The following is a 16,636-nucleotide window of genomic DNA, read 5'->3' as shown; positions in this document are numbered from 1 at the left end:
AAACGTCCAGAATTGCGAGGTGTTTACATGGGTACATTGATGCCTGCTACTCCAACCCAGACCCTCTATGTCACCGTGCGCCGTGACGAACTGCGCCGCCTGAAAGATGAACGCGACCAACTGCGCCAGCAGGTCGCCCAGTTGAACCTGCTGCTTGAGCAGGCGCGCTGCGAAGACAAAGCCATCAGCCTCTGAGTCATCCCCTCCCTTGGCGTGGGGGCTTTTCGGGCTCCCACTTCTAGTACGACTCTTCCACCGTAACAGCTTCGGCGTTGGTGAGATCCAGCGCCGCCCGCGCGGCGCATCGCGAGCTGCGCTCGCTCCTACGTTTGTTTCGGGCCAGTTCATCCTGTGGGATTTTCGCGCGGGCGCTTTGGTGTATGGCTCGATGTCGTGTCGTACGAACCAGGCGGTCGCGCGCGCCTGTCACAGGCGTTACTGGCCGTAAACAAACGTAGGAGCGAGCGCAGCTCGCGATGCGCCGCGCGGGCGGCGCTCGATCCCCAGGCAACACCTCAATCAATTCATATCCGGTAACAACCCGCCAACGTTTGCGCAGACCTACGGTCGTCACCGAAGTGACCAGCGGGTCACATTTGTAACGCAACCTCTCCTACACTCGGGATTCCGCCTGCCAAACCGTCTGGGTAACCGGACGGAAAAAAATCGAAACTTTCCAATAAAGCGGCAGGTCAGGAATTAAGTAGGCCAGAGCAACGGGACGACCCCGGCCTCGGCCCACCCACCCCAAACAGTCCAACTGCCTTCGGCTGGAATGCCGATTGCACGGTGTGCTTGCGCGCACGACTCCGGGGCAAGGAACGCACTACGAAGACGTACGAACCAGAGAGAACCAACACGACATAACGCAAAGGGTGCCCAGCCACCCGACACAAGGGACGGAGAGAAGTATGATCAGTGCCGCTGTCGAGCCTCACGTAGACACATTCAACCCGGACAACCGCGAACCGCTTCTGCCGGACTTCGCCACGACAGCCAAGGCACCTGGTACCCAGCGGCGTCATAACCTGCACAAACGCAAGATCCTGTTCGTGACCTCGGAAATCGCCGACCTGGTCAAGACCGGTGGGCTTGGCGATGTGTCTTCGGCCCTGCCACGGGCCCTCTCCCATCTGCATGACGTGCGCGTACTGATCCCTGGCTACCGCCAGGTGGTGGAAAGCGACAACCCCATCCATATCGTCGGCGAACTCGGCGGCCATGCGGCCCTGCCGCCGTGCAAGATCGGGCGCATGGACCTGCCCGATGGCCTGGTCATCTATGTATTGCTCTGCCCCGAGCTGTACCAGCGCGACGGCACGCCCTATGGCGCCAACAATGGCCGTGACTGGCCCGACAACCACATCCGCTTCGCCCGCCTGGGCCTGGCCGCCGCGGAAATCGCCGCCGGCGAAGGCATGATCCACTGGCGCCCCGACCTGGTGCACGCCCACGATTGGCCAGCAGGCCTGGCGCCGGCGTACATGCACTGGCGCGGCCTGAACACCCCGACCCTGTTCACCATTCACAACCTGGCCTACCAGGGCGTGTTCAGCCGCGGCTGCTGCCCGGAACTGGCCATTCCCGACCATGCCTTGCAGCAGGAGGGCATGGAGTTCTACGGCAAGCTGTCGTTCCTCAAGGCGGGCCTGGCCTACTCCAGCCACATCACCACGGTGAGTGCCACCTACGCCCGTGAGATCACCACCCCGGCGTTCGGCTGCGGGCTGGACGGTTTCCTGTCCAGCAAGGCCCAGCAAGGCCTGCTCGGCGGCATCCCCAACGGTATCGACGAGAGCTGGGACTCGGCCACCGACAAGCATCTGGAGCACAACTTCAGCCTCAACGACTGGGACGGCAAGGCGCGCAATGCACAACAAGTGCGCGAGCTGTTCCAACTTGAGGCATCCGAAGGACCGTTGTTCGCCGTGGTCTCGCGCCTGGTCTACCAGAAAGGCCTGGACCTGACCTTGGGCGTGGCCGACTACATCGTCAGCCAAGGAGGCCAGATCGCGATCATCGGCCGTGGCGAACCGGAAGAAGAACAGGCCATGCGCGAGCTGGCCCTGCGCTACCCGGGCCGTGTGGGCGTGCGCATCGGCTTCAACGAAACCGACGCCCGGCGCATGTTCGCTGGCAGCGACTTCCTGCTCATGCCGTCGCGCTACGAGCCGTGCGGCCTGAGCCAGATGTATGCGCAGCGCTTCGGCTCGCTGCCGGTGGCGCGCAACACCGGCGGCCTGGCGGACACCATCGAAAATGGCGTCACGGGCTTCTTGTTCGACGAGTCCACGGTGGACAGCTACCGCGAGGCGCTGGCCCGGGCCTTCTATGTATATGCCAAGAAGGACCTGCTCAACGCCATGCGCTGCCTGGCCATGACCCAGCCGTTCAACTGGTGCCAGGCGGTGGAACCCTACGCCCGGCTGTACGAGGAGCTGGTCTGCCAGGCCCACGTCGGCCACTACTGAACGGGGGCACCGAAGATGCACAGGCATGGCGCACACTTGCTGGACGCCACGTCGGCGCGCTTCGCCCTCTGGGCGCCGGATGCGCGCAGCGTGAGCTTGCAGCTGGAACGACAACCGGCGATCGAGCTGCTGCCGGAGGGGGATGGCTGGTTCACCGGCCTGGCCCCCTGCCAGGCGGGCAGCCGCTATCGCTATCGAATCGACGACCGACTGGAAGTAGCCGACCCGGCGTCGCGCTACCAACCCGAAGGGGTCCATGGGCCCAGCCAGGTGGTGGACGTGGCCAGCTACCCCTGGCATCACCCTTGGCAGGGGCGTCCCTGGCACGAGGCGGTGATCCAGGAGCTGCATGTCGGCCTGCTCGGCGGCTACGCCGGCGTCGCCCGGCAACTGCCGCGCCTGGCTGAACTGGGCATCACGGCCATCGAGCTGATGCCTGTGGGGCAGTTCCCGGGCGAACGCAACTGGGGTTATGACGGCGTGCTGCCGTTCGCCCCGCAGCACACCTATGGCAGCCCGGCCGACCTGTGCGCGTTGATCGACCAGGCCCACGGCCTTGGCCTGATGGTGATCCTCGATGTGGTCTACAACCACTTCGGGCCCGACGGCAACTACCTGCATGGATATGCCAGCGGATTCTTCCGCGAGGACCGCCATACGCCCTGGGGCGCGGCCATCGATTTCCGCAGGCCCCAAGTGCGCGAATACTTTATCCAGAATGCATTGATGTGGCTGTGCGACTACCGCTTCGACGGCCTGCGGCTGGATGCGGTGCATGCCATCGACCAGCCCGATTTCCTGGTGGAGCTGGCGGCGCGTGTCCGGGCAGCGACAGGGGCCGACACCCGCCATACCTGGCTGGTGCTCGAGAATGAGCACAACCAGGCCTCGCTCCTGACGCACGGCTTCGACGCCCAGTGGAACGATGACGGCCACAACGCCCTGCACGTCCTGCTGACCGGCGAAACCGAAGGCTACTACGCCGACTACAAAGACCGCCCCATCGAACAGCTCGCCCGTGCCTTGAGCGAAGGCTTCGTGTTCCAGGGCCAGCCCAACCGTCATGGTACGCCCCGGGGCGAGCCCAGCACCCACCTGGCGCCCAGCGCTTTCGTGCTGTTCCTGCAGAACCACGACCAGGTCGGCAACCGCGCCCTGGGCGAACGCCTCACCCGCCTTTGCCCACCCCAGGCCCTGCGCGCGGCCACTGGCCTGTTGCTGCTGGCGCCGATGATTCCGCTACTGTTCATGGGCGACGAAGAAGGCAGTCGGCAACCGTTCCTGTTCTTCACCGACCACCACGACGAACTGGCCGACGCCGTACGCGAAGGCCGCCGTGCCGAGTTCGCCCACTTCGCCGCCTTCGCCGACCCGCAAGCACGCGCACACATTCCCGACCCCAACGCCAAGGCCACCTTCGACGCCTCGCGGCCCACCGCACAGGACGTGTTGGCCGGCTGGCACGGGCTATACCAGCGCCTGCTGGCCCTGCGCCATCGGCATATCGTCCCGCACCTGCCCGGCAGCCGTGCCCTGGGTGCCGAGGTGCTGGGCGAGTACGCCCTGACCGCGCGCTGGCGGCTGGGCGATGGCAGCGAGCTGCGCATCGACCTCAACCTCGCCGCCCAGGCGCAACCGGTGGCCCTGCCGCCCGTCCAGCATTGGCTGTTCGACAGCAGCGACACCGCGCACCACGACACCACCCTGCCCGCGCACAGTTGCGTGGCCAGCCTGCTGCCCCCCGGCCAGGAGACGCCATGAGCGACCTACCCCTGCATCGACTGGCCGCCCGGGTGGGCCTGGCCCGCGACTGGATCGACGCCAACACCCGCCCGCAACAGGTCAGCGACGACGTGCTGCGCAAGGTGCTCGCCGGCCTTGGCCACCCGGCCGACGATGAGGCCGACATCGCCGCCAGCCTGCTGGCCCTGGATCAGGCCGAAGACCGCGACCACTTGCCACCGCTGCTCACCGCTGACCTCGGCCAGCCGCTGGACCTGGCACGCTATTTCAACCCAGGCAGCACATTGAACTGCACCCTGGAAGACGGGACCACGCGATCCCTCTCCCTGGACAGCCATGCCCGCCTGCCGGGCGAGCTCCCCATCGGTTATCACCAGCTCAGCCTCGGCGAGCACCGCTTCACCCTCGCCGTGGCACCACCGCGCTGCCATGCCCTGGAAAATGCCGTCGACCAGCCGCCACCGCGCTGTTGGGGCCTGTCGGTGCAGCTGTACAGCCTGCGCCGCCCGGGTGACGGCGGCTATGGCGACTGCATGGCCCTGGAGCAGCTGGCGCGCGCGGCCGCCGAACGGGGCGCCGACGCCCTGGCCATCAGCCCGATACACGCCCTCTCGGCAGTGGACCAACGTCACTACAGCCCCTACTCCCCTTCCAGCCGCCTGCTGCTCAACGAACTCTATGCCAGCCCGGCAGCCCTGCTCAGAGAGCGCGAGGTGCGCATGGCCATCGAGGCCTGCGACCTGCAACAGACCCTGGACGAGCTGCAAAGCCAGCCCTTGGTGGATTGGCCCCGCGCGGCCGATGCCCGACACCGCCTGCTGCAAGCCCTGTACCGGGACTTCAGCCAGGGCAACCACCCGCTGCACAGCGATTTCGACAGCTTCCGCGAAGCCGGCGGCCAGGCCCTGGCGCACCATTGCCGTTTCCAGGTGCTGCAGGCCGAGGCGGCCGCACGCGGCCTGGGCGCCGACTGGCGCAACTGGCCAACTGCCTGGCATGACCCCTACCACCCCGAAGTGGAGGCGTTCGCCGACAGCCACCGCGAGCAGGTGAATTTCCATGCCTTCTGCCAGTGGCTCACCGAGCGCGGCCTGCAGCGTGCCCAGGAAGCCGCCCGTGGCAACGGCATGGCCGTGGGCCTGATCGCCGACCTGGCCGTAGGAGCCGACGGCGCCGGCAGCCAGGCCTGGAGCCGTCAGGATGAATTGCTGGCCGACCTCAAGGTCGGCGCCCCCCCGGATATCCTCAACCGCCTGGGCCAGGACTGGGGCATCTGCGCATTCTCCCCGGAGGGCCTCAAGCGCAACGGCTATCGCGCCTTCATCGAGATGTTACGGGCCAACCTGGCCCACGCCGGCGGCCTGCGCATCGACCATGTCATGGGGCTGCGCCGGTTGTGGCTGATCCCTCGCGGCTCCCGGCCCAGCGAAGGGGCCTACCTGAACTACCCGCTGGACGACCTGCTGCGCCTGCTGGCCCTGGAATCGGTACGCCACCAGGCGGTGATCCTCGGCGAAGACCTGGGCACGGTACCGGAAGGCCTGCGCGAGACCCTGGCTGCCAAGGCGGTGCTGGGTATGCGCGTGCTGCCGTTCGAGCAGGAACCGCCCGGGCACTTCAAGCCCATCCTCGATTGGCCGGACAATGCCCTGGCCACCACCGGCACCCATGATTTGGCGCCGCTGGCCGGCTGGCTGCAGGCCCGCGACATCGACTGGAGCCACCGCTTGCAGCTGGTCGATGCTGCCGCCGAACTACGCTGGCGGCACACCCGCCAGCTGGAGCGCGATGGCCTGCGCCGTACACTGGAACAGAACTATGGTGCACTGGCTGACGACGATGCCCTGATCGACGCCGCCATCCGCTACGTCGGCCATACCCGTGCCCCGCTGGTGCTGGTGCCGCTGGAGGACCTGCTCGGCTGCGACGAGCAACCCAACCTGCCCGGCACCACCGACGGCCACCCCAACTGGCGCCGCCGCTTCGCCCGCCCGGTGCGCGAGCTGCTGGACGACGAAGACGCCGCACGTCGCCTGGAGCTGCTGGCCCAGGCCCGCGAACAAGCCTGGGAGCGTGACCGATGAAGCCGTTGACCGCCACGGTACGTCTGCAACTGCACAGTGACTTCACCCTCGATGATGCCGTGCCGCTGGTGCCCTACTTTGCCCAACTGGGCATCAGCCATGTGTATGCCTCGCCGATTCTCAAGGCACGGGCCGGCTCACGCCATGGCTACGATGTGGTCGACCCGACCCAGGTCAACCCCGAGCTTGGCGGCGAGGCAGCGCTTGAGCGCCTGGTCGCCGCCCTGCGCCAGCACGGCATGGGCTTGATTCTGGACACGGTATCCAACCATATGGCCGTGGGCGGCGCCGACAACCCCTGGTGGCAGAGCCTGCTGGCCTGGGGCCGACGCAGCCCCTATGCCGAATTCTTCGATATCCAGTGGCACTCCAGCGACCCGTTGCTGGCCGGCCAACTGCTGCTGCCATTTTTGGGCAGCGACTATGGCGTGGCCCTGCAGAACGGCGAACTGCCCCTGACATTCGAGCCTGAGCAGGGTCTGTTGCAGGTGGCGCACTACGAGCACCGTTTCCCCATCTGCCCGCTGGACTACGGGCGCATCCTGGCCCACAGCGAGCACCCGCAGGTGCAAGCCCTGGCGCAGCATTTCACGGCCCTGCACGAAGCCGCCGACCCGTTGGCCGATGCCCTGCCCCTGCAGGCGGAACTGGCGCGGCGGGTGCGCCAGGGCGATAGCCTGGACGGTGCCCTGGCTGCCTTCGACAGCCGCACCGAGGCAGGCTTCAAGCGCCTGCATCTGCTGCTGGAGCGCCAGACCTACCGCCTGGCCAGCTGGCGCACTGCAGCCGACGACATCAACTGGCGGCGCTTCTTCGACATCAACGAGCTCGGTGGCCTGCGGGTGGAACGGGCGGTGGTGTTCGAAGCCACCCACGCCAAGCTGTTCGAGCTGATCGAGCGCGGCTTGGTGGACGGCCTGCGCATCGACCATATCGACGGCCTGGCCGACCCGCGCCAGTATTGCCGCAAGCTGCGCCGCCGGGTCGACAGCCTGCTGGCACGCCGGCCCTTGCAAGCGGACGTCGAGCACTTCCCGATCTACGTGGAGAAGATCCTCGGCGCCGGCGAACACCTGCACCGCGACTGGCGCACCGACGGCACCACCGGCTACGAATTCATGAACCAGGTCTCGCTGCTGCAGCACGACCCGGCCGGTGAAGCGCCGCTGACCGAGCTGTGGAGCACGGTCAGCGAGCGCCCGGACTTTGCCGAGGAAGTCCGCCAGGCCCGGCACCTGGTGCTCAACGCCAGCCTGGCCGGCGACTGCGAGTCGGTGGCCCAGGCCCTGCTGCAGGTGGCGCGCGACGACCTGATGACCCGCGACCTGACCCTGGGCGCCATCCGCCGGGCCTTGCAGGCCTTGGTCGAGCACTACCCGGTGTACCGGACCTACATCAATGCCTGCGGCCGCCCCAGCGAAGACGAGGCCTTCTTCCAGCAGGCCCTGGCCGCTGCCCGGCAAAGCCTGGCCGAGGCGGACTGGCCGCTGCTCGAGCACCTCGAGCGCTGGCTCGGCGGCCAACCCTGGCGCCAGCTGCCGCCGGGTCGTCCACGCAAGCACCTGCGCCATGCCTGCGTACGCTTCCAGCAACTGACCGCGCCCAGCGCCGCCAAGGCCGTGGAAGACACCGCCTTCTACCGCTCCGGCCGGCTGTTGTCGCGCAACGACGTGGGCTTCGAGGCCGAGCGTTTCAGCGCACCACCGCAGGCCTTCCACAACGAGGCACAACGGCGCCTGCGGGACTTCCCGGACAACCTGCTGGCCACCGCCACCCATGACCACAAGCGCGGCGAGGACTGTCGCGCGCGGCTGGCGGTGCTCAGCGAACTCGGGCCCTGGCTGGCCAGCCGGGTCGAGCATTGGCGCGAGCTGGCCACACCGCTGCGCCAGGCCCTGGGCGATGGCCCGGCGCCAAGCCCGGCGGACGAGCTGCTGCTGTTCCAGACCCTGCTCGGCAGCTGGCCCCTGGGCCTGGACCTGCATGACACCACAGCCCTGCAGCAATACGCCGAGCGCCTGCGCCAGTGGCAGCAGAAGGCCCTGCGCGAAGCCAAGCTGCGCAGCAGCTGGAGCGCGCCGAACGACGCCTACGAACAGGCCTGTGCAGCCTATGTCGACGGCTTGCTGCTGGCGCCTGAAAACCAACAACTGCGCCACGCCCTGCACGAGGCCGCACAACGCATCGCCTGCCCAGGTGCGCTCAATGGCCTGGCCCAGTGCCTGCTGCGCATGACCACCCCGGGCGTGCCGGACCTGTACCAGGGCAACGAGTTCTGGGACCTGAGCCTGGTCGACCCGGACAACCGCCGCCCAGTGGACTACGCCGCGCGACGGGCCAGCCTGGGCGACAGCCTGCCCTTGGCCAAGTTGCTGATGCACTGGCGCGACGGGCGCATCAAGCAGGCACTGATCGCGCGGGTGCTGGACTGCCGCCAGGCCCACTCCGACCTGTTCCAGCGTGGCGCCTACCTACCGCTGGCCGTGCAGGGACGGCATGCCGACAAGGTACTGGCCTTCGCCCGCCTGGGCGAAGACGCCCAGGCCGTCGTGGTGGTGCCACGCCTGCCCTGCACGCTACTGGGCAACGCCTCCCTCCCGCTGATCCCGGCGCAGAACTGGGACGACACCCGGGTGATCCTGCCGTTCGCCTTTTCACCTGCCACTTACTCGGGACTTTTTTCCAGCACCGCTGTCAGCCCTTCAAAGGAGCTGAGTTTGAGCACCGTGCTGGCAGAGTTTCCGGTCAACCTGTTGATACAACATTCTTGAGCACCAGGAGCGTCATGATGAGCGTCGATGAAAAACGTATCCGCGAATTCGCCTACCAGATCTGGGAGTCGGAGGGTAAGCCTGCAGGCCAGGAGGAACGCCATTGGGACATGGCGCGTAAGCTCGCCGAGGCCGAAGCCCTGGCACCCAAGGCCGCACCGCGCAAGAAGGCGGCGGCCAAGCCCAAGGACGAGTTGGCCAAGAGCACGGCGCCGGTGCAGAAGCCGGCGGCGGCCAAGAAACCTCGGGCAGTGAAGAAGCCGGCGGCGGGTTGACCTGCGACCCGAAGTACCTGCCCCGGCCAATCGCCGGCAAGCCGGCTCCCACCTGCCACCGTAGCCGTGGGAGCCGGCGTGTCGGCGACCGGGCCAGACCAGGAAGGATGCCCGTCCACCCGGCTTGAAGAGGACCGCCATGAGCCCCCGCACTCCAAAGAAAACCCGCTCCGTCGCCCCATCGCGCATTCGCGAAGGCCTGCCCTTCCCCCTGGGCGCCACCTGGGACGGCCTCGGCGTCAATTTTGCCCTGTTCTCGGCCAACGCTACCAAGGTCGAGCTGTGCCTGTTCGACTCCAGCGGCGAACAGGAACTCGAACGCATCGAGCTGCCCGAATACACCGACGAGATCTATCACGGCTACCTGCCCGACGCGCACCCCGGGCTGGTCTACGGCTACCGGGTGCATGGCCCCTACGAGCCGGAAAACGGCCACCGCTTCAACCCCAACAAACTGTTGATCGACCCCTACGCCAAGCAACTGGTGGGCAGTCTGAAATGGTCCGAGGCGCTGTTCGGCTACACCATCGGCCACCCCGATGGCGACCTCTCGTTCGATGAGCGCGACAGCGCGCCCTTCGTGCCCAAATGCAAAGTCATCGACCCGGCCTTCACCTGGGGCCGCGACCAGCGCGTGCAGATCCCCTGGGAGCGCACCATCCTCTACGAGGCCCACACCCGTGGCATCAGCATGCGCCACCCGGCCGTGCCCGAAGCACACCGAGGGACCTTCGCAGGCCTGGCCAACGATGAATTGCTCAAGCACATCAAGGACCTCGGTGTCTCGTCCATCGAGCTGTTGCCGATACACGCCTTCGTCAACGACCAGCACCTGTTGCAAAAAGGCCTGAACAACTACTGGGGCTACAACAGCATCGCCTTCTTTGCACCGCACCCCAAATACCTGGCCAGCGGCAAGATCGCCGAGTTCAAGGAGATGGTCGCGCACCTGCACGACGCGGGCCTGGAGCTGATCCTGGACGTGGTCTACAACCACACCGCCGAAGGCAACGAACTGGGCCCGACCCTGTCGATGCGCGGCGTCGATAACGCCTCCTACTACCGGCTGATGCCCGATGACAAACGCTACTACATCAACGATTCCGGCACCGGCAACACCCTGGACCTGAGCCACCCCTGCGTGCTGCAGCTGGTCACCGACTCGCTGCGCTACTGGGCCGGGGAGATGCATGTCGACGGTTTCCGCTTCGACCTGGCCACCATTCTCGGCCGTTACCATGAAGGCTACAGCGAGCGCCACAGCTTCCTCGTGGCCTGCCGCCAGGACCCACTGCTGCGCCAGGTCAAGCTGATCGCCGAGCCCTGGGACTGCGGCCCCGGCGGCTACCAGGTGGGCAACTTCGCACCGGGCTGGGCCGAGTGGAACGACCGCTTCCGCGACACCGTACGGGCCTTCTGGAAAGGCGACGAGGGCCAACTGGCCGACTTCGCCGCACGCATGACCGCCTCGGGCGACCTGTTCAACAACCGCGGCAGGCGGCCCTACGCCTCGGTCAACTTCGTCACCGCCCATGACGGCTTCACCCTGCGCGACCTGGTCTCGTACAACGACAAGCACAACGAAGACAACGACGAGAACAACCAGGACGGTACCGATAACAACCTGTCGTGGAACTGCGGCGTCGAAGGGCCCACCGACGACCCCGGCATCAATGCCCTGCGCATGCGCCAGATGCGCAACTTCTTCGCTACCCTGCTGCTGGCCCAGGGCACGCCGATGATCGTTGCCGGCGACGAATTCAGCCGCACCCAGCATGGCAACAACAACGCCTACTGCCAGGACAGCGAGATCGGCTGGATCAACTGGGACCTGGACCAGGACGGCGCCGAGCTGCTGGCCTTCGTCAAGCGCCTGACCCGCCTGCGCCTGGCCTACCCGGTGCTGCGCCGCTCACGCTTCCTGGTCGGCGACTACAACGAAGCGATCGGGGTCAAGGATGTCACCTGGCTGGCTCCGGACGGCAGCGAAATGAGCGTGGCGCAATGGGAAGATCCCCACGGCCGCTGCCTGGGCATGCTCATGGATGGCCGCGCCCAGGTCAGCGGCATCGCCAGGCCAGGGGCCGAGGCGACCTTGCTGCTGATCGTCAACGCCTACCATGACACCGTGCCGTTCCACCTGCCGTCGGTGCCCGAAGGCGACTACTGGAGCTGCCTGGTCGACACCGACCGGCCGCAGATGCGCAAGCCGCAGCACCTGGCATTCGACACGGTGTTCGAGGTCAAGGGGCGCTCGGTGTTGCTGATGGCGTTGCAACGCGACGAAGAGTGAACCCCAAGCGCGCCGTTCGGTCCTAGACTCTAGAACAGCCATTACACAAGCCCGCTCCCAAAAGCGATTTCGCAAGTCTTGAAAGCGGCGCAATCTCGGTGGGAGCTGGCGACAGCCTGCGATGGGCTGCAAAGCAGCCCCAAGCCCTCAAAGCTGAAGCCCCACCAGACTCAAGGGGCCGCTTTGCGGCCCATCGCAGGCTCCGCCAGCTCCCACGAAGCGGGCCGTATTGCGAAGGCAATTGAGCTTGTCCAGCACCATAGAATCTCCCACAGGGTTCAATGGTGATCCGAAGGTAGGCATTTTTCAGGAGACGCCGTGAACCCCGAAGCCGGCGGTCCAGGTTTCGTCAGTGTCAGCCAGGCCCCCACCGTGAATCGGGTGCGGGTGCTGACCGTGAACACCCACAAAGGCTTCACCGCCTTCAACCGGCGCTTCATCCTGCCGGAGTTGCGCGAGGCGGTGCGCAGCACCCAGGCCGATATCGTCTTCCTCCAGGAAGTGCTCGGCAGCCACGACCGCCACGCCGCCCGCTACCCCGGCTGGCCGCAGACCTCCCAATACGAATTCCTCGCCGACAGCATGTGGAGCGACTTCGCCTACGGTCGCAACGCGGTGTACCCCGACGGCCACCATGGCAACGCCCTGCTGTCGAAATACCCGATCCTCGAACACCGCAACCTCGACGTGTCGATCACTGGCCCCGAGCGCCGTGGCCTGTTGCACTGCATCCTCGATGTGCCGGGCCAGCGCCCGGTGCATGCCATCTGCGTGCACCTGTCGCTGCTCGAAAGCCACCGGCAGAAGCAGCTGCACTTGCTGCGCCGGCTGCTCGACAGCCTGCCGGCCGACGAACCGGTGATCATCGCTGGCGACTTCAACGACTGGCAGTTGCGTGGCAACCATACCCTGGGCCGCCACCGCGACCTGCACGAGGCCTTCGAGCGCCACCATGGCCTGCTCGCCCGCACCTACCCGGCGCGCCTGCCCTTGCTACGCCTGGACCGCATCTACCTGCGCAACGCCGAAAGCCATGCGCCCAGGATCCTTGGGCACAAACCGTGGACGCACCTGTCGGACCACCTGCCACTGGCCGTGGAGGTGCGGCTCTAGCAATGATTCGGCATAGCCGGTCGCCGGGAAAGAAGAATGCCTGATATACCCCCAAGTATTTCCCTGCGAATCAATGCATTAGATCGTGCGATATCGTCTTCACGGATCTTTCACCGTTTCTTGACGCAAGCTGCGACCTCTCCTTAGCTGAACTCTATAACAAGACGTAAAAACTCGTGCCGGCCCTCTAGCACGCGCCTTTGTGCGCACGCGTGATGGCAGGTGCGATGGTCTCTGTCGCCCTCTGTTTTGTGTCGTAAAGGGCAACGGGACCCGATCGCTAGGGCAGCCCAACACACCCACACAACAACAAAAGGAGATCCGCCATGAAAAGAACCTCGAACCCTTTGCGCTTCGACGCGATTTTCTGCGCGGTTTCCACGTCGCTGCTCCTGGCAACCCCGGTGGAAACCTTCGCGCTCGAACTGCAGGAGAGCATGCCTTTCGACAGTTTTCTGCAACCGCCGGCGGTACCTCAGCTGTCCCTGGACCCAGTGACCGTCGGCGGCCTGGGCCTGGGCACACTGAACGCGTTTTCCGAGCGCATGGGCGAACGCCACCGGCAACCGGCGCCCGACCTCACCGCCAGCCAATGGGCGCAGTTCTTCCCAGGCCCCGCCCGGCCCGGCGCCCAGGTGCCAGCGCAGCTGGAGGCGCCCAGCCAGCAGCTGATGATCGGCCCGGACCTGTTCGTGCGCGAAACCAGCGACGGCCATGTGCACCGCGCCGGGTTCTTCGTCGGCCACAACAACCTGCAGACCAGCTTCAACGGCATGCGCCGGTTGCTCGGCGACAAGCAGAAGAATGCCGTCAACCTCAGCGGCGAGAGCCTGGGGGTGTACTGGAGCATGACCCATGAACAGGGCTGGCATGTCGATGCCGTGGCCATGGGTACGCGTATCGACGTCAATGGCCGCGGCGAGAACGGCCAGCGTTTGGACGACAGCGGCCATGCGGTGACCTTCTCGGTCGAAGGCGGCTACCCCATCGGCCTGGGAGGCGGTTGGGTGATCGAGCCCCAGGCGCAGTTGATCAACCAGCAATTTTTCCCCAGCAACCGGGCGCAGGAAGAGACTTTGCAGGCCTTCGACAGCCAGCCGAGCTGGAGCGGCCGGGTCGGCGCCAAGCTGTCGGGTCGCTACGAAGTGCGCGGGATGCCGATCGAACCCTATGTGCGGACCAACGTCTGGTACGACTTCAGCAATGCCGACACGGTGAAGCTGGACCAGGTAGACAAGATCTCCAGCTCCCGCTACTCCACCACCGTGGACCTGGGTTTGGGGCTGGTGGCACGGGTGACGCCGAAGGTCGCGCTATTCGTCAGCGCCGACTACAGCAGCGATGTGGATGGCAATGACCTGAACGGCCTGATCGGCAGCCTAGGAGTCAGGATGCGCTGGTAGGTCATTATGGCCCTATCGCCGGCAAGCCGGCTCCCACCGGCCAGGCGCCGCCCTTGGCCTTGGCGCTATCCCTGTGGGGCTGGCGGAGCCGGCTCCCACCGAGGTTGCGCCGCGCTCGAGACGTGCGAAATCACGGTGGGAGCCGGCTTGCCGGCGATTGGCCAGTGCCGCCACCGGGTCACGCCGGCTTCATCACCAGCACACCCAGCGGCGGCAGGTTCAGCGCCAGCGACAGCGGCTGCCCATGGCTGGGCATCTGCTCGCTGGCCACCGCCCCCAGGTTGCCGACATTGGTGCCGGCGTACAGTTCGGCATCACTGTTGAGCAGCTCCTGCCAACGCTCGCCGAACGGCACACCGATCCGATAGCCCTCGCGCGGCACCGGGGTGAAGTTGGCCACCACCAGCAGCGGCTCGCCGGCGCTGCTCCAGCGCAGCCAGGCATACACACTGTTGTGCGCATCGTCGCCGATCAGCCACTGGAAGCCCTGGGGCTGGCAGTCCTGCTCGTGCAGGGCGGGCAGCTCACGGTACAGGCGGTTGAGGTCCGCGACCAGGCGCTGCACCCCTTGGTGCTCGGGGTATTGCAGCAAGTACCAGTCCAACTGGTGGTCGTGGTTCCACTCGCGCCATTGGCCGAACTCGCAGCCCATGAACAGCAGCTTCTTGCCCGGGTGCGCCCACATGAACGCCAGGTAGGCGCGCAGGTTGGCGAACTTCTGCCAGCGGTCGCCCGGCATCTTGTCGATCAGCGAATGCTTACCGTGCACCACCTCGTCATGGGAGATGGGCAGGATGAAATGTTCGGAGTAGGCATAGATCAGGCCGAAGCTCATCTCGTTGTGATGATAGGCGCGGTGCACCGGATCGTTCTGGATGTAGTGCAGGGTGTCGTGCATCCAGCCCATGTTCCACTTGTAGGCAAAGCCCAGCCCGCCCTGCTGCACCGGCTGGCTCACCCCCGGCCAGGCGGTGGACTCCTCGGCGATGATCAGCGCCCCCGGCGCCTCGTGGGCCGCCACGGTATTGAGGTGGCGGATGAAGTCGATGGCTTCCAGGTTCTCGCGCCCGCCATGGCGGTTGGGCACCCATTCGCCGGCCTTGCGCGAATAGTCGCGATAGAGCATCGAGGCCACGGCATCGACCCGCAGGCCGTCGATGTGGAAGTGCTTGAGCCAGTGCAAGGCCGAGGCCAGCATGAAGCCGCGCACTTCGTTGCGGCCAAGGTTGTAGATCAGTGTATTCCAGTCCTGGTGGAAACCTTCGAGGGGGTTGTCGTACTCGTACAACGCCGTGCCGTCGAAGCGGGCAAGGCCATGTTCGTCGGTGGGGAAATGCGCCGGCACCCAGTCGAGGATCACCCCGATGCCGCCCTGGTGGCAGGCATCGACGAAGGCCGCGAAGTCCTCGGCAGTCCCATAGCGGGACGTGGGGGCGAACAGCGACAGCGGCTGGTAGCCCCAGGAACCGCCGAAGGGGTGTTCCATGATCGGCAGCAGCTCGATATGGGTGAACCCCAGATCCTGCACATAGGGCACCAGGCGCTCGGCCAGTTCCCGCCAGTTGTAGAAGCGCGCGATTTCACCGGCATCGTCCAGCTCGCAACGCCAGGACCCGGCGTGCAGTTCGTAGATCGACAGCGGTGCCCGGTAAGCGTGGCGCTCGGCGCGCTGCTGCATCCACTCGTGATCCTGCCAAGGGTGGCTGAGCGCCGCGGCCACCTTGGAGGCGGTGCTGGGCGGCAGCTCGGTGGCACGGGCCAGGGGGTCGGCCTTGAGCGGCAACACGCCATCGCGACCGAGCACCTCGAACTTGTAGGCCTCGCCCACGCCCAGGCGCGGTACGAACAGCTCCCAGACACCGGCATCGTGGCGCAGGCGCATGGGGTGGCGACGGCCGTCCCAGTTGTTGAAGTCGCCCACCACCGACACCCGCCGGGCATTTGGCGCCCACACCGAGAAGCACACCCCGTCGATGCCGTCGGCATGCATCGGCTGGGCGCCGAAGCGCCCGGAAAGGTCGCGGTGGTTGCCTTCGGCGAACAGGTAAAGGTCCATCTCGCCCAGTTGCGGGCCGAAGCTGTAGGGGTCCTCGGTGACCTGCTCGCCACCGGCCCAGCCGATCTGCAACAGGTACGGGTGGGCTTCATCCAGGTGTGCGATGAACAGCCCCGGCAGGCTGCCCTGCTCCATCTCGGCCAGTACGCGCCCATCGTGGCGGGCCAGCACCCGGGCATTGAGGGCGTTGGGTAGGAAGGCGCGGACGAACAGCCCACCTGCACCATCGCCGTGCGGGCCCAGTACCGCGAACGGGTCGGCGTGCTCGGCGCGGGCCAGGGCATCCAGGTCCCGTTGCCGAAGGCCGCCGTTTTCACGCGTGATTGCATTCATCTTTTTACCCTTCCAGATGTTTTGGGTCGTTAGTTGAGGGCCGCTTCGCGCCCCAATCGCGGGGCAAGCCCGCTCCCACAAGAGGTGGGATGCA

Annotated in this window: 10 protein-coding genes; 9 read left to right on the top strand and 1 reads right to left on the bottom strand. The window is 66.3% G+C overall.

Annotation, left to right across the window (positions count from 1 at the left end):
- Positions 1-27 precede the first annotated feature (27 nt).
- The 9 genes from ACXHGZ_RS07360 to ACXHGZ_RS07320 all read left to right on the top strand — a co-directional run bounded on the left by ACXHGZ_RS07360 (position 28) and on the right by ACXHGZ_RS07320 (position 14,153).
- Positions 28-195 (top strand): DUF6026 family protein, encoded by a 168-nt coding sequence (locus tag ACXHGZ_RS07360; protein WP_172402987.1) that lies wholly within the window; start codon positions 28-30, stop codon positions 193-195.
- Between the two features lie 716 nt (positions 196-911).
- On the top strand, positions 912-2,471 hold the full coding sequence (glgA, locus tag ACXHGZ_RS07355) for a glycogen synthase GlgA (RefSeq protein WP_480463080.1): 1,560 nt from the start codon (positions 912-914) through the stop codon (positions 2,469-2,471).
- A gap of 15 nt (positions 2,472-2,486) precedes the next feature.
- On the top strand, positions 2,487-4,232 hold the full coding sequence (gene treZ, locus ACXHGZ_RS07350) for a malto-oligosyltrehalose trehalohydrolase (RefSeq protein ID WP_480463079.1): 1,746 nt from the start codon (positions 2,487-2,489) through the stop codon (positions 4,230-4,232).
- The gene (malQ, locus tag ACXHGZ_RS07345) at positions 4,229-6,298 is read left to right on the top strand and encodes a 4-alpha-glucanotransferase (protein WP_480463078.1); all 2,070 of its coding nucleotides are present in this window, start codon (positions 4,229-4,231) and stop codon (positions 6,296-6,298) included. The genes treZ and malQ overlap by 4 nt, the downstream gene beginning before the upstream one ends.
- Positions 6,295-9,069, top strand: a complete 2,775-nt coding sequence (locus tag ACXHGZ_RS07340; protein WP_480463076.1) for a malto-oligosyltrehalose synthase — start codon at positions 6,295-6,297, stop codon at positions 9,067-9,069. Before malQ ends, ACXHGZ_RS07340 begins: the two co-directional genes overlap by 4 nt.
- Positions 9,070-9,083: 14 nt before the next feature.
- On the top strand, positions 9,084-9,344 hold the full coding sequence (locus ACXHGZ_RS07335; RefSeq protein WP_084855781.1) for a DUF2934 domain-containing protein: 261 nt from the start codon (positions 9,084-9,086) through the stop codon (positions 9,342-9,344).
- Between the two features lie 139 nt (positions 9,345-9,483).
- Entirely contained in the window at positions 9,484-11,637 is a 2,154-nt protein-coding gene (glgX, locus tag ACXHGZ_RS07330) for a glycogen debranching protein GlgX (RefSeq protein ID WP_480463075.1), read from the top strand.
- 318 nt (positions 11,638-11,955) lie between these two features.
- A complete protein-coding gene (locus ACXHGZ_RS07325; protein WP_480463074.1) occupies positions 11,956-12,750 on the top strand; it encodes an endonuclease/exonuclease/phosphatase family protein in 795 nt (264 codons plus the stop codon).
- Positions 12,751-13,076: 326 nt separating this feature from the next.
- Positions 13,077-14,153 carry an autotransporter outer membrane beta-barrel domain-containing protein gene (locus tag ACXHGZ_RS07320; protein WP_480463073.1) on the top strand — a complete coding sequence of 359 codons (1,077 nt, stop codon included), beginning with the start codon at positions 13,077-13,079 and terminating at the stop codon, positions 14,151-14,153.
- 178 nt (positions 14,154-14,331) lie between these two features.
- Here ACXHGZ_RS07320 and glgB read toward each other — a convergent pair whose 3' ends face one another.
- Positions 14,332-16,542, bottom strand: coding sequence for a 1,4-alpha-glucan branching protein GlgB (gene glgB, locus ACXHGZ_RS07315; RefSeq protein WP_480463072.1), 2,211 nt, complete (start codon positions 16,540-16,542; stop codon positions 14,332-14,334).
- Positions 16,543-16,636: the final 94 nt, after the last annotated feature.

This window comes from Pseudomonas shiyinii (assembly GCF_056725765.1).
The sequence above is the reverse complement of the archived record's forward strand: the minus strand, read 5'-3'. Positions and strand labels throughout refer to the sequence as shown.

What these genes read in the sequence shown, in the direction of transcription:
- treZ (WP_480463079.1), top strand. Translation starts at nt 2,487, where the DNA reads ATGCACAGGCATGGCGCACACTTGCTGGACGCCACGTCGGCGCGCTTC.
- malQ (WP_480463078.1), top strand. Translation starts at nt 4,229, where the DNA reads ATGAGCGACCTACCCCTGCATCGACTGGCCGCCCGGGTGGGCCTGGCC.
- glgX (WP_480463075.1), top strand. Translation starts at nt 9,484, where the DNA reads ATGAGCCCCCGCACTCCAAAGAAAACCCGCTCCGTCGCCCCATCGCGC.
- ACXHGZ_RS07360 (WP_172402987.1), top strand. Translation starts at nt 28, where the DNA reads ATGGGTACATTGATGCCTGCTACTCCAACCCAGACCCTCTATGTCACC.
- glgB (WP_480463072.1), bottom strand. Translation starts at nt 16,542, where the DNA reads ATGAATGCAATCACGCGTGAAAACGGCGGCCTTCGGCAACGGGACCTG.
- ACXHGZ_RS07320 (WP_480463073.1), top strand. Translation starts at nt 13,077, where the DNA reads ATGAAAAGAACCTCGAACCCTTTGCGCTTCGACGCGATTTTCTGCGCG.
- glgA (WP_480463080.1), top strand. Translation starts at nt 912, where the DNA reads ATGATCAGTGCCGCTGTCGAGCCTCACGTAGACACATTCAACCCGGAC.
- ACXHGZ_RS07340 (WP_480463076.1), top strand. Translation starts at nt 6,295, where the DNA reads ATGAAGCCGTTGACCGCCACGGTACGTCTGCAACTGCACAGTGACTTC.
- ACXHGZ_RS07335 (WP_084855781.1), top strand. Translation starts at nt 9,084, where the DNA reads ATGATGAGCGTCGATGAAAAACGTATCCGCGAATTCGCCTACCAGATC.